At 53.0% G+C, this 17694-nt stretch carries 16 protein-coding genes; 5 read left to right on the plus strand and 11 right to left on the minus strand.

Annotation, left to right across the window (positions count from 1 at the left end; genetic code table 11):
* Nucleotides 1–16: 16 nt before the first annotated feature.
* The 7 genes from pheS to BMY09_RS09955 all read right to left on the minus strand — a co-directional run bounded on the left by pheS (nucleotide 17) and on the right by BMY09_RS09955 (nucleotide 5932).
* Nucleotides 17–1000 (minus strand): phenylalanine--tRNA ligase subunit alpha, encoded by a 984-nt coding sequence (pheS, locus tag BMY09_RS09925; RefSeq protein ID WP_091357363.1) that lies wholly within the window; start codon nucleotides 998–1000, stop codon nucleotides 17–19.
* An 87-nt stretch (nucleotides 1001–1087) separates the two neighbouring features.
* Nucleotides 1088–1441 (minus strand): 50S ribosomal protein L20, encoded by a 354-nt coding sequence (gene rplT, locus BMY09_RS09930; RefSeq protein WP_091357364.1) that lies wholly within the window; start codon nucleotides 1439–1441, stop codon nucleotides 1088–1090.
* Nucleotides 1442–1481: 40 nt separating this feature from the next.
* Nucleotides 1482–1676, minus strand: coding sequence for a 50S ribosomal protein L35 (rpmI, locus tag BMY09_RS09935; protein WP_091357366.1), 195 nt, complete (start codon nucleotides 1674–1676; stop codon nucleotides 1482–1484).
* Between the two features lie 103 nt (nucleotides 1677–1779).
* Nucleotides 1780–2337 (minus strand): translation initiation factor IF-3, encoded by a 558-nt coding sequence (gene infC / locus BMY09_RS09940; protein ID WP_425424962.1) that lies wholly within the window; start codon nucleotides 2335–2337, stop codon nucleotides 1780–1782.
* Nucleotides 2338–2344: 7 nt separating this feature from the next.
* Nucleotides 2345–4261, minus strand: a complete 1917-nt coding sequence (gene thrS / locus BMY09_RS09945; protein WP_091357369.1) for a threonine--tRNA ligase — start codon at nucleotides 4259–4261, stop codon at nucleotides 2345–2347.
* 156 nt (nucleotides 4262–4417) lie between these two features.
* Nucleotides 4418–5167: a TIGR01458 family HAD-type hydrolase gene (locus tag BMY09_RS09950; protein ID WP_091357371.1), complete on the minus strand. Its 750-nt coding sequence runs from the start codon at nucleotides 5165–5167 to the stop codon at nucleotides 4418–4420.
* 66 nt (nucleotides 5168–5233) lie between these two features.
* Nucleotides 5234–5932 (minus strand): FadR/GntR family transcriptional regulator, encoded by a 699-nt coding sequence (locus BMY09_RS09955; protein WP_091357373.1) that lies wholly within the window; start codon nucleotides 5930–5932, stop codon nucleotides 5234–5236.
* A gap of 185 nt (nucleotides 5933–6117) precedes the next feature.
* Between BMY09_RS09955 and BMY09_RS09960 the strand changes: the two genes are divergently transcribed.
* The 5 genes from BMY09_RS09960 (at nucleotide 6118) to BMY09_RS09980 (ending at nucleotide 13448) form a co-directional block, all read left to right on the plus strand.
* Nucleotides 6118–6921 carry a (Fe-S)-binding protein gene (locus BMY09_RS09960; protein ID WP_091357375.1) on the plus strand — a complete coding sequence of 268 codons (804 nt, stop codon included), beginning with the start codon at nucleotides 6118–6120 and terminating at the stop codon, nucleotides 6919–6921.
* An 11-nt stretch (nucleotides 6922–6932) separates the two neighbouring features.
* A complete protein-coding gene (locus tag BMY09_RS09965) occupies nucleotides 6933–8351 on the plus strand; it encodes a LutB/LldF family L-lactate oxidation iron-sulfur protein (RefSeq protein ID WP_091357377.1) in 1419 nt (472 codons plus the stop codon).
* Entirely contained in the window at nucleotides 8351–9022 is a 672-nt protein-coding gene (locus BMY09_RS09970) for a LutC/YkgG family protein (protein ID WP_091357379.1), read from the plus strand. The genes BMY09_RS09965 and BMY09_RS09970 overlap by 1 nt, the downstream gene beginning before the upstream one ends.
* A 209-nt stretch (nucleotides 9023–9231) precedes the next feature.
* A complete protein-coding gene (locus BMY09_RS09975) occupies nucleotides 9232–10242 on the plus strand; it encodes a cytochrome-c peroxidase (RefSeq protein ID WP_245756549.1) in 1011 nt (336 codons plus the stop codon).
* Nucleotides 10239–13448 carry an EAL domain-containing protein gene (locus BMY09_RS09980; protein ID WP_091357381.1) on the plus strand — a complete coding sequence of 1070 codons (3210 nt, stop codon included), beginning with the start codon at nucleotides 10239–10241 and terminating at the stop codon, nucleotides 13446–13448. Before BMY09_RS09975 ends, BMY09_RS09980 begins: the two co-directional genes overlap by 4 nt.
* Before the next feature lie 94 nt (nucleotides 13449–13542).
* Here the strand turns inward: BMY09_RS09980 and BMY09_RS09985 are convergent, their stop codons facing one another.
* From BMY09_RS09985 to BMY09_RS10000, 4 genes are all read right to left on the minus strand, one after another.
* Nucleotides 13543–13740 (minus strand): putative motility protein, encoded by a 198-nt coding sequence (locus BMY09_RS09985; protein ID WP_091357382.1) that lies wholly within the window; start codon nucleotides 13738–13740, stop codon nucleotides 13543–13545.
* A gap of 81 nt (nucleotides 13741–13821) precedes the next feature.
* The gene (locus BMY09_RS09990; protein WP_091357385.1) at nucleotides 13822–14721 is read right to left on the minus strand and encodes a LysR family transcriptional regulator; all 900 of its coding nucleotides are present in this window, start codon (nucleotides 14719–14721) and stop codon (nucleotides 13822–13824) included.
* Between the two features lies 1 nt (nucleotide 14722).
* Nucleotides 14723–16453 carry a dipeptide ABC transporter ATP-binding protein gene (locus tag BMY09_RS09995; RefSeq protein WP_091357388.1) on the minus strand — a complete coding sequence of 577 codons (1731 nt, stop codon included), beginning with the start codon at nucleotides 16451–16453 and terminating at the stop codon, nucleotides 14723–14725.
* On the minus strand, nucleotides 16453–17694 hold the full coding sequence (locus BMY09_RS10000; protein ID WP_245756550.1) for an ABC transporter permease: 1242 nt from the start codon (nucleotides 17692–17694) through the stop codon (nucleotides 16453–16455). The genes BMY09_RS09995 and BMY09_RS10000 overlap by 1 nt, the downstream gene beginning before the upstream one ends.

Below are 17694 nucleotides of genomic sequence, written 5' to 3' on the forward strand. Positions count from 1 at the left end.
CAGTCAAACTGGTTGATTAGTTAAACTGGCTAAGGAAACGCAGATCGTTTTCAAAGAACAGGCGCAGGTCATTAACGCCATACCGTAGCATCGCCAGACGCTCTACCCCCATACCGAAGGCAAAACCGGTGTACTGCTCGGGATCGATACCGGAATACTCAAACACTTTCGGATGTACAATGCCGCAACCCAGCACTTCCAGCCATTTACCATCACCACGGTCGATATCCACTTCGATAGAAGGCTCTGTAAACGGGAAGTAAGAGGGGCGGAAACGTACTTTGACATCTTCCTCAAAGAACTCACGCAGGAACTGTTCCAGCGTGCCCTTCAGGTCAGCAAAGCTGATATCTTTGTCGACAATCAGACCTTCCACCTGATGGAACATCGGTGAGTGAGTCTGATCGTAATCGCAGCGATATACCCGGCCCGGACAGATGATGCGGATCGGTGGCTGCTGGCTTTCCATGGTCCGCACCTGAACACCCGAGGTGTGAGTGCGCAGCAGGGTGTTGGCATTGAAATAGAAGGTATCATGCATCGCCCGTGCCGGGTGATGCGAAGGAATATTCAGCGCTTCAAAGTTGTGATAATCATCTTCGATCTCTGGGCCTTCAGCCACGGAATAACCGATCCGGGCAAAGAACTCTTCGATCCGCTGCAGGGTTTTAGTGACTGGATGCAAACCACCCAGCGACTGGCCCCGACCCGGCAGAGTGACGTCGATCGTCTCCTCCGCCAGTTTCGCTTCCAGCGCAGCGGATTCCAGATCTGCTTTACGTGCATTAAGCACATCCTGCAGCGCCTGTTTCGCTTCATTAATTTTCGCCCCAGCCTGGGGACGCTCTTCTGCGCTCAGTGCGCCCAGACCCTTCAATAGCTGGGTAAGATGACCTTTCTTACCCAGATACTGAACCCGCACCTGATCGAGATCCTGTGCGCTTGTTGCCTGTTCTGCAGCCTGCTTGCCTTGCTCAAGCAGGATTCCAATGTTTTCCATTTACCGCTCCAGATAAAAATAGGGGAAGAGTTTGCACCCTTCCCCTATTAAACGATCAGTTATTACCCTGTTATAGGTAAAGGTGTCTTACAGTGCAGCTTTAGCTTTTTCAACGATAGCAGCAAAAACATTTGCTTCGTGAACAGCCAGATCAGCCAGCACCTTACGATCGATCTCGATAGATGCTTTCTTCAGGCCAGCAATAAAGCGGCTGTAGGACAGACCATTGATGCGGGCAGCAGCGTTGATACGAGCAATCCACAGCGCGCGGAACTGACGCTTACGCTGACGACGGTCGCGGTATGCATACTGACCTGCTTTAATTACAGCCTGTTTAGCTACGCGGAATACACGGCTGCGAGCGCCGTAGTAACCTTTAGCTTTTTTCAGGATCTTCTTGTGACGACGGTGTGCGATAACACCACGTTTTACACGTGCCATATTTCTTTCTTCCTAACTTAGAATTTGTGGTTACTACGACTTAGATGTAAGGCAGCATGCGGCGGATCAGTTTCTGATCAGCAGCTGCAACTTGCAGCATTGGACGCAACTGACGCTTACGCTTAGTCGTTTTCTTAGTCAGGATGTGGCTTGTGTAAGACTGTTTGTGCTTAAAGCCTTTCGCAGTCTTTTTAAAACGTTTCGCAGCACCGCTGCAAGATTTCATTTTAGGCATTACTAAATCCCCACGCATTCGTTAATTATCTTTCGTCCTGATAAACAACAAAACCCGTATCTGGCTCACAGTGAGTCAGCACGGGTTTTACGCTTATGTCAGACTACTTTTTCTTTTTCGGAGCAATGACCATAGTCAGTTGGCGGCCTTCCATTTTTGGACGCTGCTCAACGGTACCCAGCTCAATCAGGTCTTCTTCGACCCGACGTAATAACTGCATACCTAACTCCTGGTGTGCCATTTCACGGCCGCGGTAACGCAGGGTTACCTTGGCCTTATCGCCACCTTCAAGGAAACGTATCAGGTTGCGTAGTTTTACCTGATAATCCCCATCTTCCGTATTAGGACGGAACTTTATTTCCTTAACCTGCATCTGCGTTTGCTTCTTCTTAGCAGCATTCGCTTCTTTCTTCTTCTCGTACAGATATTTACCGTAATCCATCACCTTACAGACGATAGGATCTGAATCAGAAATCTGTACCAGGTCAAGGCCAACCTCTTGAGCCGCCTCTAGGGCGTCTTTGATAGGAACTACGCCTATCTGTGTACCATCTGGACCAATCAACCGACACTCGCGGGCGCTGATATTCTCATTTATAGGCGGCTTATTCCGCTCATTACGCCCTCTTCTGTTATCTCGCTTGATAGCTGTATCTCCAATCTATTAATTATTCTTTGCGGCCTTTCTGAGCAACATCCTGCTTCAGATGCTCGCAAAACTCTTCAATCGACAATGTGCCGAGATCTTCACCGGTGCGGGTACGTACTGCCACAGCGCCGGTTTCTACCTCCTTATCGCCAACAACCAGCAGATAAGGAACTTTATGAATTGTGTGCTCGCGGATTTTAAAGCCGATCTTCTCATTTCTCAAGTCCGCAGATGCAAAGAATCCAAGATCTGTGAGTTTTTCTTCAAGTTCGCGACAATATTCCGCCTGTTTGTCGGTAATATTCAAAATCGCAACCTGTTTTGGCGCCAGCCAGGTTGGCAAGGCACCGGCAAAGTTCTCAATCAGAATACCGATAAAGCGCTCAAAAGAGCCGAGAATCGCCCGGTGTAGCATCACCGGAGTTTCACGATCACCGGATTCATTGACAAACTGAGCACCCAGTCGACCCGGCATAGAGAAATCAACCTGAATTGTACCACACTGCCAGATCCGGCCGAGACAATCCTTCAGCGAAAACTCTACTTTAGGACCGTAGAACGCACCTTCACCTGGCAGCTCAGCCCAGTCAAGACCTGCGGCATCCAGCGCATCACCCAGGGCTTTCTCTGCTTTATCCCACACCTCATCAGAACCGACCCGTTTTTCAGGCCGGGTTGAGAGTTTGTAGATAACCTCGCTGAAACCAAAGTCTGCATACACTTCATGCAGGAAGTCGATAAAACGCGCAACCTCGCTCTGAATATCGTCCTCGGCACAGAAGATATGCGCATCATCCTGAACAAATCCGCGCACCCGCATAATCCCATGCAGTGCACCAGACGGTTCATTCCGATGACAGCAGCCAAACTCTGCCAGACGCAGCGGCAGATCACGGTAGGAACGCAGTCCCTGGTTAAACACCTGCACATGGCAGGGGCAGTTCATCGGTTTAATGGCGAAATCACGGTTTTCAGAATGGGTGGTAAACATCTCTTCCGAGAACTTATCCCAGTGACCGGACTTCTCCCACAGGGTACGTTCAACCACCTGAGGGGTTTTAATCTCATCATAGCCATGCTTACGCAGTTTCTGGCGCATGTACTGTTCAATACCCTGATACAGCGTCCAGCCATCGGGGTGCCAGAACACCATACCCGGCGCTTCTTCCTGCAGGTGGAACAGGTTCAGCTGCTTACCCAGTTTACGGTGATCGCGTTTTTCCGCTTCTTCCAGACGATGCAGATAGTCTTTCAGATCTTTCTTATCGCCCCAGGCAGTACCGTAGATGCGCTGCAACATCTCATTGTTTGAATCGCCGCGCCAGTATGCACCGGCCAGCTTCATCAGTTTGAAAACTTTAATATGGCCGGTAGACGGCACGTGCGGGCCACGGCACAGATCGATAAAATCGCCCTGCGAATAGAAAGAGAGATCTTCATCGCTGGGAATCGCTTCCAGCAGTTCAACCTTGTATTTCTCACCCTTCTCTTCAAACAGTTTTACCGCCTCATCGCGGCTCATCAGCGAACGGAAAACCGGATAGTTGGCTTTGACCAGCTCTTTCATCTTCGCTTCGATCTTCTGCAGATCTTCCGGCGTAAACGGACGCTCATAAGCGAAGTCATAATAGAAACCATCTTCAATGACCGGACCAATGGTCACCTGTGCGGTTGGGAACAGCTGCTGCACAGCCATAGCCATCAGGTGAGCACAGGAGTGACGAATAACCTCCAGACCTTCCTCATCGCGGGGGGTAATGATTGCCAGTTCAACATCGTCCGTAATGGTGTGGGACGTATCCACCAACTCACCATTAACTTTACCGGCCAGTGCAACTTTAGCCAGGCCCGCGCCAATATCAGCGGCAACATCAAAAACGGTAACGGCATTAGCAAACTCACGCTTGCTGCCATCAGGAAGGGTAATTACAGGCATTGTCTATTCCTATCTGTTCAGTGCTGACCAGTACCACAGGCCACACTTGAAAATTTGACGCTGTTACAAACCAGGTAACAACATTAAGGCGCGATATTTTAGCGGATGTGAGGTTATAAAGCTATTTCAATCAGGTGAATTTACCGTATTAAACGATCAGTCGAACAGATGCGCCAGGCTATCAATTACCCGCCCCCCGGACGTTAACTTCTGCTCATCCTCAGGGCAGTATTTTCCGGTGCGTACCAGCACCGCCGGTATCCCTGCATCCAGTGCGCCCAGAACATCGGCATCGATATCATCACCCACCATCAGGCACTCATGCGCCTGATAGCCGGTCGACGCAACAGCCCGATGAAAAAACGCCCGGCCCGGCTTGCCCATCACCTGCGCTTCAGTGCGCGCGGCCCACTCCAGCGCTTTGACAAAAGGCCCGGCATCCAGCTGCAAACCCTCGTCTGACATGTAGTAACGATTCATGCCGATAGCGATCAGTGGAGCACCCGCCTGACACAGCCGGAAAGCCTGATTCAGCGATGCATAACTGAGACCATCAACGGCATCCCCCAGCAATACAGCGTCGGCCTGTTCTGGTGGATAACACTCGAATTTAGCAGCGATAGCATCGGGCAGAATACAATAGGGGCGCAGACCGCGCTCATCGATAAGCTCACAGGCAGCCCTGGGGGCAGTAAACAACTCCTGCGGCTCAATATTGACGCCCATACTGCGCAATTCCTGCATAATCTGCGCCGAAGACTTACTCGCGGTATTGGTGAGAAAGCGAACTGTCAGGCCCTTTTGACGGGCTTTTTCAATAACTTCAACCGCCCCCTCAACAGGCTGACTTCCCTGATAGATAACACCACTGATATCCAGCAGCAGAGCTTGTATTCCAGTTAACACTCAGGCATCTCCTGACGCACGCTGGGATAGCCCCACTTTTTCATAAATGATCGCCCAACAAACCGCTCATTCATTTTCCAAATGCCTGCGGGTATAGAGAATATGTTCGGTGGCCGCCGTGCGTGCTGCATCGGCATTGCGCGCCATGATCGCCTGATGGATCGCACTGTGCTGAGAACGGATACCATCCGGATAGCGGCCATATTTTTTCAGGGTGCGGGTCAGCACCCCGTAGATCGCGTTAAAAAAGCGGGTATAAAACAGCTGACTAAAACTGATGATCAGCAGATGATGGGATGACTCGGCAATCATCATATGAAACCGCAGATCCTCCTTGGCCTTTGCCAGGGTTGTTTCCCGCTGTCCCCGCTGCTGCATCTTCTGATATTCAGCATCCAGCGCCTTAAGCTGATCATCGCTGGCACGGGTGGCCGCATAGAAAGCAGCCTCGCCCTCCAGTATCGCCCGGACATCCAGCACCTGACGCTGAAATTCAGGGTTATCGCCGAGCGCTTTGCCCTCCCCGACAGGCATCTCAAAGTAGGGTTCCAGCAGATTTTTCACCCGGGTTTTCCCTCCCTGGTTCACCTCAATATAGCCCTCGGCTTCCAGCTGTCCTACCGCTTCGCGCACCGTCGAACGGGAGATCCCCCGGGATTCAGACATGCGTCGCTGCGACTCAAGTTCGCCCCCCGGCAACAGCTCACCGTTATACAGGCTCTCTTTAAGTTGCAACAACAGGGTTTCGCTCAGATTGTGATTCATCGGATGATAATTCTGCGGTTTTACCGCCCTCTGGTCAGACCAGTTATCAGTGTAGCATTTCTTTCCCGGCCGTCATTAACTATCTTGCATAGCATCAATTCAAAAGAAAGACGCCAACCAGCGGGAGCAGAGTCAGTTTTCTGGCCCGTCTCTCTGGGTCGAAAACAATAACTACGGTAACGCACATGCCAAATATATCCTCCGGGCCACGAGTCGGCCTGTTTGTCACCTGTCTGGCCGATATGTTCCGCCCCTCTGTGGCCTTCTCAACAGTTAAACTACTGGAACAGGCAGGCTGCAAAGCGGAAGTGCCCGAACGCCAAACCTGCTGTGGACAGCCAGCGTTCAACTCCGGTGATCGCAAAACCACGGCAGATATCGCCCGTCAAACCATCGATGCCTTTGATGGTTATGAGTATGTCGTTGGGCCGTCCGGTTCCTGTATCGGCATGCTGCACTACTACCCGGAAGTGTTTGCCCCCTCTGACAGCTATTACCAGCGGGCCCTGGAGTTGAAAAACCGCAGCTTTGAGATCACCTCATTTCTGTTCGATGTGATCGGCATGGACAGCCTGCAGGAACAACTCCGTCAGCTGCAGTTTAATCATAAAGTCACCTACCACGATTCCTGCTCCGGCTTACGTCAGCTCGGCATCAAACAGCAGCCACGGCAACTACTGCAACAGGTTCAGGGAGTTGAGCTGGAAGAGATGGAGGAAGCGGAAACCTGCTGCGGTTTCGGCGGCACCTTCTGCGTCAAATATCCGGAAATATCCAACCGGATGGTCTCCAACAAATCTGAATTTATCAGCAATACCGGCGCCCATACGGTGCTGGGCGGAGACCTGGGTTGCCTGCTGAATATGGCCGGCAAACTGAAGCGGGAAGGGAAACAGGTCGAAGCCCGTCACATTGTCGAAGTATTGGCCGGTATGACCGACACCCCCGCCATTGGCGAAGCCGATTATGGCCTGGCACAACAGCTTTAAGGAGCGAGACGATGCAGATAAATACCCCGTTCTTTAAACAGCGCGCCCACGATGCACTGGCCGATGCCAACCTGCAAAAGGCGCTGGGTAACCTGAAAGCCGGTTTCCCGGAAAAGCGCGCCATTGCCGTCAGCCGGATGCCCGAGTTTGAACAGCTTCGGGATCAGGGGCGCGACCTGAAAAACCATATTCTTGAACACCTGGATCTCTATCTGGAGGAGTTCGAACGCAAAGTCATCGAAAATGGTGGCCATGTTCACTGGGCCCGCACCGCAGATGATGCCAACCGGATCATTCTCGATATCTGCCAACAGGTTGATGCAAAGACTGTCACCAAAGGCAAATCGATGGTGACAGAGGAGATCGGCCTGAACGACTTTCTCGAAGCCAACGGCGTGCAGCCGGTGGAAACCGATCTGGGGGAGTATATCCTGCAGCTGCGTCATGATCACCCCAGCCATATTATCGCCCCGGCGATCCACCTGAATCTGGAGGATGTGTCCGAGGCGTTCCACGCCAATCATCATCGACCGAAGTCAAGCGACCCGGCAGTACTGATGCAGGAAGCCCGTGAAGTATTGCGCGAGAAATTTGTTGCGGCAGATGTCGGTATTACCGGTGCCAACTTCTGTGTTGCGGAAACCGGCTCCACCATTATTGTCACCAACGAAGGCAATGGTGATCTGACCCAGACCCTGCCCAAAACCCATGTTGTCGTCACCTCCATTGAGAAAGTGGTACCCACCCTGGAGGATATGACCCTGTTCCTGCGGCTGCTGGCCCGCTCCGCCACCGGCCAGGAGTTTTCGGTGTACAACACCCTCTCCAGCGGCCCCCGCCGTGAAGGCGATCAGGATGGTCCGGAAAACTTCCATGTGGTACTGGTGGATAACGGCCGCAGTGAGATGGTCGGCAGTGAGTTTCAGGATATGCTGCGTTGCATCCGCTGTTCCGCCTGTATGAACCACTGCCCGGTCTATGGTGCAGTGGGCGGCCACAGTTATGGTTGGGTCTACCCCGGTCCGATGGGATCGGTGCTGACACCGCAGATGATCGGTATCGAAAAAGGCGGCATGCTGCCCAACGCCTCCACCTTCTGCGGCAAGTGCGAATCGGTCTGTCCGGTTAGAATACCGCTACCAAAACTGATGCGTCACTGGCGCGAAGATGAGTTTGAAAAACACCTGCAACCGAAAGCCGCCCGTTACGGTCTGGCCGGTTGGGCTTTTCTGGCCAAGCGTCCAGCCCTGTATAAACCCTACACCCGTATGGCCAGCTGGATGATGAAAGCCTGGGCGGGCAAGAACGGTCGGATCAGGACACTGCCTTTAGCGGGCGGCTGGACCGACTGGCGCGATATGCCTGCGCCACAGGGTAAAACCTTTATGCAAGCCTGGAAAGAGCAACAGAAAGCGGGAGGTCAGCAATAATGAGTCGTGCAGAGATTCTTGGCAACATCCGTCGCGGACTCAACCGCAGCGAAGCCGATACAGAGCGTCAGCAAGCAGTACAGAACAGGTTAGCTTGCAAACCGAGTAATCTGATTCCCCAACGGGCTCAGCTGCCTGCAGCAGAGCAGGTGGAACTGTTTAAAACGATGGCCAGCGAAGCGGTCTCTGAACTGATCGAACTGGATCGTTTTGATCAGGTTCCCAGTGCCTGTGCTGACTGGCTTTCCAGCCAGGGGATCCGGGAGCTGGTCAGCGCCAGCAATAGCGAGCTCCGCGAGCTGGACTGGAGCCCCCTTGCGCAGCAGCAGATTGAAAAAACAGAGCGGGTGGCACAGGCCGGTGATCTCGCCAGCCTGACACTTAGCTTTGCCGGTATTGCAGAGACCGGCACCCTGATGTTGCACTCGGGTGAGCAGAGCCCCACCACCCTGAACTTTCTGCCGGACAACCATCTGGTGGTACTGTACCGCTCTGCGATTGTTGGTGTCTACGAAGAGGCCTGGAAAACGCTGCGTGAGAAATTCGGTGACACCATGCCGCGCACAGTGAACATGATTACCGGCCCGTCCCGCAGCGCCGATATTGAACAGAAGCTGCAGATGGGTGCCCATGGTCCGAAAAAACTGGTAATTCTGCTGATCAACGATTAACGCCTCTGCAGACCTGCTCAGCCCTCCCCTCCTCAAACAGGGTGCTTCCGCACCCTGTTCTTGCTGCAATCTTCGCGATTCCTGCGCCAGAGCCCATAAAATTGACCGCTGACACCGATCTGAGTAGTCAGATTATGGTCAAAAGGCGCAGAATACGGTACTAATAGCCCTTATACTCATAACCCTACTCAGAATACAGGAATGTCTTTGTGCAGGCTTTTAAGCAGTACAGTCGGACACACAAGCCCTATCAGCATCTGATTCATTGCGCAGTATTGCTGCTTTTACTGCTGTGCCCACCGGCCAACGCGATGGACCTGACTTCAGAGCCCATCAGCCCGATCCAGGCGGACAGTCACTTAAACCCGGAAAAAGTCAGCCTCGGCCGAGTACTGTTTCATGATCCCCGGCTATCCTCCGATAGCAGTATCAGCTGTGCCAGTTGCCACAACCTGTCAAAGGGGGGAGCCGATACCTCTGCCGTATCACGGGGTGTCGGCGGTGCGCAGGGTTCAGCCAATACCCCGACGGTATATAACAGCGGTCTCAACTTTGTACAGTTCTGGAACGGTCGCGCAGCCGATCTGAATGAACAGGTGAATGGGCCAGTCCACAACCCGGTTGAAATGAACAGCAACTGGCCAAAAATAGTCAATCGTTTGAATCAGGATCCAGCCATCAGACAACGCTTTGAAAGCCTCTATCCGGATGGCATTAATGGAGCAAACATACGTAATGCCATCACCCAGTTTGAACGCTCTTTATCAACCCTGAATGCGCCATTCGACCGCTGGTTAAAGGGGGATGAATCCGCCCTGAGTGCCGAGCAGAAGCATGGTTACCGCCTGTTTAAATCCTATGGCTGCATCAGTTGCCATCAGGGCACCAATGTGGGCGGCAATATGTACGCCCCGTTTGGGGCGGTCAAGGATATCTCTGAGTATTTCAATACCCGGAGTACCCCACTCAGTGATACCGACCTGGGTCGATACACCGCCACCAATGATGCAGCGGACCGATACCTGTTTAAGGTGCCCAGCCTGCGGATGGCATCGGTTACCGCCCCCTACTTTCATGATGGTGCGGTGAAAGAGCTGAAAACAGCAATAGAGATCATGGGGCGCTTCCAGTTAGGCCGTGAAATTCCTGCAGAGCATATTTCGGCAATCAGCAGCTTTATCACCTCCCTGAAAGGTGAGCATCCGGAACTGCAGCAATGATCTGGTTTAAAGCCCGGCTCTATCTAACATCGATGGTGGCAATCATACTGCTGGCCTGCCTGTTCTATCTGCTGCATGACGATAAGTCTCAGTCTGGCCAGAGACGTTCTGAAATTCTGTTGCAACTTCAGGTGCTGGATAATGCCCTTGATCTGGAGGTCCTGCTGATCAGCTCAATGCAGCAGCAAAACTATGATGAGATCGTCAGGTTGACCCAACAGCTGAAACAACAGGAGACCGACCCGGAGACCGCCAGCCTGTTCCGGGAGCTGCCAGCGGAGCTGGCTGTCAAACTAAAGCAGTATCGCCACACCCTGGATCAACGAATAGAACTGACGGAACGGATCAAAACCCTGGCAGCAGTGGTCCGCAACGGCCTGAATTATATGCCGATGCTGCTCAACCGGATTGAAGAAAGCCATGATACCAGCCTACCCCAAGCCAAACAGATTGTTAACCTGCTGTATCAATACCATATTTTCCGCAGTGATCTGGATGCCCGGGAAATCAGAAAGCAGTTGAATGACCTCACGAACATCCGTTCGGAAGGCATTGCCGACCTGATCTTTCATATTCAGACAAATCTGACTGCGCAGACCCAACTGACTCAACTCCTGGCTGAATATAAGCAGATCCCGAATAGCACTGCATTCAACCAGCTCTACAGCAGTTATCTGAGTTATCGCAATAAGGTTACCCAGCAGACCGAGTATTTTAATTCGGTGCTGATCGGGCTGACCACCGCGCTGATACTGCTGCTGACCTTTCTCTATCTGCGGCTTATCCGTTCCCACCAGCAGACCGAGCAGGCCCGGCTACGTCTGAGAGATGGTGTTGATAATATCAAAGAAGCTTTCGCCCTGTTCGATGCCGAAAACCGGCTGATTCTGAGCAACCGTAACTTTTCCAGCTTTTATCCCTGGATCACCTCACTGCTGAAACCCGGCACCCATAAAGAGATTATTCAGAAAGCTATCGATGAAAAATGCCGCTATCAGCAAGAGAGCGCCACCAACCAGCGGGTTGTACAGCATATCGAGAACGGCAACTACTACCTGTGTAGTAACACCCCCACCAATGAGGGCGGTGAGGTGTGGGTCAGAGTCGATATCACCGAGACCCGGCTCAGGGAGCAGGAACTGAGAAAGCTGTCCCGGGCACTGGAGCAAAACCCCGCCGCCGTTGTCATTACCGATATCAACGGCCTGATCGAGTATATCAACCCCAAAGCGGAACAGGTGAGCGGATACTCACTGAAGGAGGTGCTCGGTAAGAGCCCGGCCATTTTCAGCTCCGGCGATATCTCACCGGTCAATTACCAGGATATGTGGCAGCAGATGCTGGCCGGAAAGGCTTGGCAGGGTACCTTTCTCAACCGGCGTAAGAATGGCAAATTGTATTGGGAAGCGGCAACCATCTCCGCAGTCAGAGATCCCAACGGTGAGATTACCCACTTCGTCGCCGTAAAAGAGGACATTACCGAACGCCGTTCTACCGAAGAGCAGCTGCGGATGAATGCCGCGGTGTTTGAAACCACCAACGAAGGGATAATTATCACCTCACCCGACGCCCGGATTATATCTGTCAACCCTGCGTTCACCGAGATCACCGGCTTTAGCGCTGAAGAGGTGATAGGCAAAACCCCACAAATATTTCAGTCTGGTAAACAGAGCGATTCCTTTTATCAGGAGATGTGGCAAACCCTGGAGAACGTCGGCAGTTGGTCCGGCGAGGTGTGGAATAAACGCCGTGATGGTTCAGTCTACCCCCAGTGGCTGTCGATCGCCGCTGTCAGAAACAGCGATGGCCAGTTGGAACAGTATGTTGCGGTTTTCTCGGATATGACGCAGCGTAAAGACGACGAAGAGAAGATTCGCCAGCAAGCCAACTTTGATGCGCTCACCTCTTTGCCCAACCGGATTATGTTGAAACGGGAACTGGCCAGGATACTGCAACTCTGCGATCAGACCGACAGTAGCTGTGCGCTGCTGTTTATCGATCTCGACCGTTTCAAAGCGGTTAACGATACCCTGGGCCACTCGGTCGGCGATGAGATGCTGCAACAGGTGAGTATCCGGCTGGCCTCGGTCATCCGTGATACTGATCTGCTGACCCGCTTCGGCGGTGATGAGTTTGTTATTGTGCTACAAAGTATCGCTGAAGCCGATGATGCGTCACAAACTGCGCAACGGGTTATAGAGGTGCTGAGTCCACCGTTTCAATTGGCAGGCAGAACACTCTATATCGGTGCCAGTGTGGGGATCTCCTGCTACCCCAGCGATGCCAACAACGGTGATTCGATGCTGCGCAACGCCGATATGGCGATGTACCTTGCAAAAGAGAAAGGCCGCAATCAATACCAGTTTTTCAACGCTGAGATGCGCGAGCATGTCAAAAACCGGACAGAGATGGAACAGGCCCTGCGGCTGGCACTTGAACGAAACGAGTTTGAACTCTATTACCAGCCGGTCTGCAATCTGGAGACTCACAAAGTGGTGTCTGTTGAAGCACTGATTCGCTGGCACCGTCCCGGCAACGGACTGACCGGCCCGGGCGAGTTTATCCCGCTGGCAGAGGAAACCGGGCTTATTCAACCGATAGGGCTATGGGTGTTACAGCGCGGTTGCGAGCAACTGATGCAGTGGCAGGAACAGGGACTGGATAACCTTTGTCTGGCGGTTAACGTGTCCAGTAATCAGCGGCAACTGGGCTTCGATGCCCGGATGGCTGAAAAGATTATTAAGCGTACAGGAGCCGACCCAGAAAAACTCGTTTTTGAGATAACCGAGAGCATGTTTCTGGACAGCTCTGATGCCGCTGTAACCTGGCTAAAGGAGTTTAAAGCACTGGGGGCAAAACTGGCGATAGATGATTTCGGTACCGGATATTCTTCACTCAGCTATCTGAAGCAGTTCCCTGTCGATAAACTAAAAATTGACCGCGCCTTTGTCCGTGACCTGCCAGACAATAAAGAGGATGCCTCTCTGGTCAGCGCGATTATTGCGATGTCCCAGAGCCTTGATCTGGAGTTGATTGCGGAAGGGGTTGAGACGCTGGAGCAACTGCACTACCTGCATCAGTTAAACTGTACGAATATTCAGGGCTTTCTGCTGAGTAAACCGGTGACCGCAGAGCGTTTGCCTGAAGTGATCCGACAGATTGAATCGAACGTCATGTCTCTTAAGCCAGCGGATTACGAAATCTGATTTAAGCGATAAAAAAACCGCCAGACGGCGGTTTTGTTCCGGTCGGGGCTGTAAATTAATTTACGACGGCCCCATCTTTGTTGGCACCACGCTATCATGCCATGATGTCGATATTCTGCCCCAGTGGAGACGAGGGATCGACGGCAGCCGAAGCTGCGCTTTCCAGCAGTTGCAGAGCCATTGCCCCCTGCAGTTCAAGATTATCTTTTGCTTTACCTGCAACAGCCAGTGCAACCTCATTCTGTAACGAGGCTTGCTGATATGCAGAAGCGGAAGCTGCGGTAATTTCCATCGTAATACTCCTTCGCGATATAAAGTATATCGGCAGCACAACGGGAACTTGAGCGACAAATCAAACAAAAAGTGGCTTTTTTTATAACTCGCTTACCTCTGACAGCGCACCGCAACGCTGCTCCAGCGCCAGCTGAATAAAGTCACGGATTCCGGGGAGACTGCGACGATTTTTCATCCACACCACATGCTCTACCACCTCCTCAGTGGCCTCTGCAATCGGTATGACTGTCAAACGCGGATCGGGGCGGATATCCTGCTGTAGCGCAAAGCCGATCCCCAGTCCATGACTCACCGCCTCAGACATATCCAGCCGTCCATCCACCACCACATTGCCCGACACCCTGAGCTGGTTACGCACAAACAGTTGTTCCAGCAATTGCTGGGTACAGGCTTCCGGTTTATAGACGATCAACGGTTCACCGACCAGTTGACTGACCGACAACACTTTATGCTCAGCCAGAGGATGATCCGGCCGCATCACCGCCACCAGACGGTGAGAGGAAAACGCCAGGCGGGACAGTTCACTACTCTCATCCAGCAACGGAAACAGACCGATATCCACCTCCCGGTTGAGTACCAGCGCCCGGCACTCCGACGTAGTCACCGATTTTATTTTCAGGGTGGTCTGTGGGAATCGCCGGCTGAACTCAGCGATCAGCGGCATAAAGATGATCGAAGAGGCGTTAGCCACCTGCAGGGTCATCTTCCCGGGCGACAGTCTGGGATTGGACAGCACCTCTATCGCCGCTTCCAGATCGTGATACTGACGGGTAATCTGATACAGCTGTTTACCCAGATCCGTAGCCCGCACCCCTTTACTCAGCCGTTCCAGCAACGGGGCGCTGAAACGGGATTCCAGCTTGCGAATCTGAGCGGTAATGGCGGGCTGACTCACCTCCAGCAGATCCGCCGCCCGGGTAAAATTGCCCGCCTTTAACGTTGCGTTAAAGGCGCGGATCTCAGCCATTGAGTAATCCATATCAAACCCGCTCCAATTGAGAATAATTTAAGCCTGAGTCGGCAAACTGCTCAGCAACCTGCAACAAGCTCGGGGAGCGTGTCGACCTCGCCTCCGATGAGTTCAGCAGCGGGATCGAGGCGATCAGTTTCTGGGTGTAGTCCTGTTGCGGATCGAGGAAGATCTGCCGCACCGTGCCCTGCTCCACCAGTTGGCCATAGCGCATTACACACACCCAGTCACACAGGTTCGCAATCACACTCAGGTCATGGGAGATAAACAGGATGGTCAGCCCCAGCTCATCTTTCAGCTGTTTCAACAGGTTCAGAATTTCCGCCTGAATCGACACATCCAGCGCGGCGACCGATTCATCCGCAACGATAAACCGGGGTTTGCATACCAGTGCCCGGGCGATACTGATGCGCTGTCGCTGACCACCCGAAAAAGCATGGGGGAAACGGCGCAGATGCTCCACCTCAATATGGCAGAGTTTCGCCACCTCAATCACCCGCTGATCGGTCTCCGCGCGATTTTTCGTCAGTTTCATTGCCTCCAGAGGTTCAGCAATAATATCGCGCACCGTCATGCGTGGATTAAGCGAACTGTAAGGGTCCTGAAACACCAGTTGCGCGGTGCGCGCCAGCCGCTTGCGTTTAACCGGCTTGCCCGCACCAAACTTCACTTTCTTTTTGGTGTGATGGTATTCAACATGGCCACTGCTGATCGGTGCAGCCCCCAGCATCGCCTTACCCAGCGAGGTTTTCCCGGAACCACTCTCGCCCACTAAACCGATAATCTGTCCTTCCGGCAGGTCCAGACTGATATTCTCCACGGCGGTAAACAGCTCCGTTTTGCGCCCCTTACCCGTCACCGGATAACGGATCGACAGATCTTTCACCGACAGCAATGGCTGGGGTGTATGTTTCGGGGCCTCCGGCAGATTCTCCAGATGCGGCAAGGCATCCAGCAAACGTTTGGTATAGCTATGTTCCGGCCTGAACAGCACCTGTTCGGCCGTGCCAGCCTCAACCACGTTACCCCGCTGCATCACAGTGACATTGTCCGCTATTTTGGATACCACACCGAGATCGTGGGTGATAAACAGCATCGCCATCCCCAGCTGTTCCCGCAGCTCCATCATCAACTCCAGCACCTGCGCCTGAATGGTGACATCCAGTGCGGTGGTGGGCTCATCGGCAATCAGCAGTTTCGGCTGAGTCGATAGCGCCATGGCGATCATCGCCCGCTGACGCATCCCACCAGAGAGTTCAAACACATACTGATCAAAGCGTTTTGCCGGATCGACAATGCCGACCCGGTCGAACAGTTCGATACCGGCGCGACGGGCCTGATCTTTGTCATAGCCCAGATGGATCTGCATGGTCTGAATAATCTGATCGCTGATCCGGATCGCCGGGGCAAAACTGGCCATCGGTTCCTGAAAGATCATCGATACCGCATCGCCGCGCACCAATCGCAGATCACGGCCCCGCAGTTTAAGAATATTCACACCCTGCCCCTGGTGATGGAGGGTAATCTGGCTGGGATGCTGAATCACCGCATTACCCGGTGCCAGACGCATGATGCTTTTAGCCGTGATCGATTTACCGGAGCCACTCTCCCCCACCAGACCCATCACTTCACCGGGACGGATGCTCAGGTTGAGGTTATCCACCGCCCTTACCCGCCCCTCATCGGTCTCAAAGTCGATAGTCAGATCACGAATCTCAAGTAAGTTTCTGCTTCCAGTCATCACTTCTTCTCCGAATAGGGGTCAGCGGCATCACGCAGGGCATCACCGACAAACACAAATGCCATAATCAGGAATACAAACACCAGCACCGGGAAGAACTGCCAGACCATATTTTGCTGGATATCCGGGTCCTGCGCTTTTTGCAGCAGCACCCCCAGGCTGTTGACCGGCTCGGTCAGCCCCAGCCCGAGAAAGCTGAGGCTGGTTTCCGCCAGAATCACATAGGGGAAATTGATCAGGGTGTCGACGATGATATAGCTGGTAAAGCTGGGAATCAGGTGACGCCAGATAATCCGCCATGTGCTGGAACCGCACAGCTGTGCCGCCAGCACATAATCCTGATTACGCTCGGTTAGAATATGGGTACGCAGCCGCCGCCCCAGAGTGGCAAAATCCAGTCCACCAATCACTACCGCAATGGCAAAGTAACGCTGCACCGGGGTCAGATCGAGCTGCGCCAGCGCCACGGCACAAGCGAGATAGATCGGTATCGGTGGAACCACCCGGACCGCTTCGGTAATGCTCATCATAATGGTATCGACCCGGCCACCAAAATAACCGCTGACACCACCGACAAACAGCGATGCAAACAGCTTCACCACCAGCGCCACAATGGCAATACTGATAGTCACCCAGATCGCATGCAGGGTGCGACTGAAGACATCTTTACCATCCTCATCGGTGCCCATCAGGTGGATCTGTCCCTGCTCAACGCCGAACAGATGGCGGTCCCAGCGCAGGTCCAGATTCAGGCCACCAACACTCAGGTCGATCAGACTGTACTCCCAGCCTTTAACAAAGAACTGAATATAGCGACGCTGCTGTTTATCCACCTCAAACTTGTTCTGGCTGGAGGAGTTCAGTGCACCGCTGGAGGTAAACGCATCCAGTGCATCAAGGCCGCCACCGGCCAGCGCTTTCAGATCTATTTTGCTTTTCGCCTTGGTATAGGTGTAGGTAAACGGTCGCAGGGAGAAACCGTTATCATCCCAGAAGTAGATCGGCTGTGGTACACCGCGCCGATACTCGGCATCGGCACCGCGAATGGTAGGATCAACCGGCGAGAAAAACCCGGCAAAAAAGCCCATCAGCACCAGCGTAGCGAGAATCCAGGCAGCCACCACCCCGGAGGTTTTGCGTTTAAAGCGCGCCTTAATCAGGGCAAGCTGTCCGGCGGTATAATAGGATTCATCGTTATTTTGCTTTGGTTTACGCCCGAAGCGGGCCAACAGTGCATTCAT

This window comes from Amphritea atlantica, from assembly GCF_900111095.1.
GTDB classification, from domain to species: Bacteria; Pseudomonadota; Gammaproteobacteria; order Pseudomonadales; family Balneatricaceae; genus Amphritea; species Amphritea atlantica.

What these genes read in the sequence shown, in the direction of transcription:
- pheS (WP_091357363.1), bottom strand. Translation starts at nt 1,000, where the DNA reads ATGGAAAACATTGGAATCCTGCTTGAGCAAGGCAAGCAGGCTGCAGAA.
- rplT (WP_091357364.1), bottom strand. Translation starts at nt 1,441, where the DNA reads ATGGCACGTGTAAAACGTGGTGTTATCGCACACCGTCGTCACAAGAAG.
- rpmI (WP_091357366.1), bottom strand. Translation starts at nt 1,676, where the DNA reads ATGCCTAAAATGAAATCTTGCAGCGGTGCTGCGAAACGTTTTAAAAAG.
- thrS (WP_091357369.1), bottom strand. Translation starts at nt 4,261, where the DNA reads ATGCCTGTAATTACCCTTCCTGATGGCAGCAAGCGTGAGTTTGCTAAT.
- BMY09_RS09955 (WP_091357373.1), bottom strand. Translation starts at nt 5,932, where the DNA reads ATGAATCACAATCTGAGCGAAACCCTGTTGTTGCAACTTAAAGAGAGC.
- BMY09_RS09960 (WP_091357375.1), top strand. Translation starts at nt 6,118, where the DNA reads ATGCCAAATATATCCTCCGGGCCACGAGTCGGCCTGTTTGTCACCTGT.
- BMY09_RS09965 (WP_091357377.1), top strand. Translation starts at nt 6,933, where the DNA reads ATGCAGATAAATACCCCGTTCTTTAAACAGCGCGCCCACGATGCACTG.
- BMY09_RS09970 (WP_091357379.1), top strand. Translation starts at nt 8,351, where the DNA reads ATGAGTCGTGCAGAGATTCTTGGCAACATCCGTCGCGGACTCAACCGC.
- BMY09_RS09980 (WP_091357381.1), top strand. Translation starts at nt 10,239, where the DNA reads ATGATCTGGTTTAAAGCCCGGCTCTATCTAACATCGATGGTGGCAATC.
- BMY09_RS09985 (WP_091357382.1), bottom strand. Translation starts at nt 13,740, where the DNA reads ATGGAAATTACCGCAGCTTCCGCTTCTGCATATCAGCAAGCCTCGTTA.
- BMY09_RS09990 (WP_091357385.1), bottom strand. Translation starts at nt 14,721, where the DNA reads ATGGATTACTCAATGGCTGAGATCCGCGCCTTTAACGCAACGTTAAAG.
- BMY09_RS09995 (WP_091357388.1), bottom strand. Translation starts at nt 16,453, where the DNA reads ATGACTGGAAGCAGAAACTTACTTGAGATTCGTGATCTGACTATCGAC.
- BMY09_RS10000 (WP_245756550.1), bottom strand. Translation starts at nt 17,694, where the DNA reads ATGAATGCACTGTTGGCCCGCTTCGGGCGTAAACCAAAGCAAAATAAC.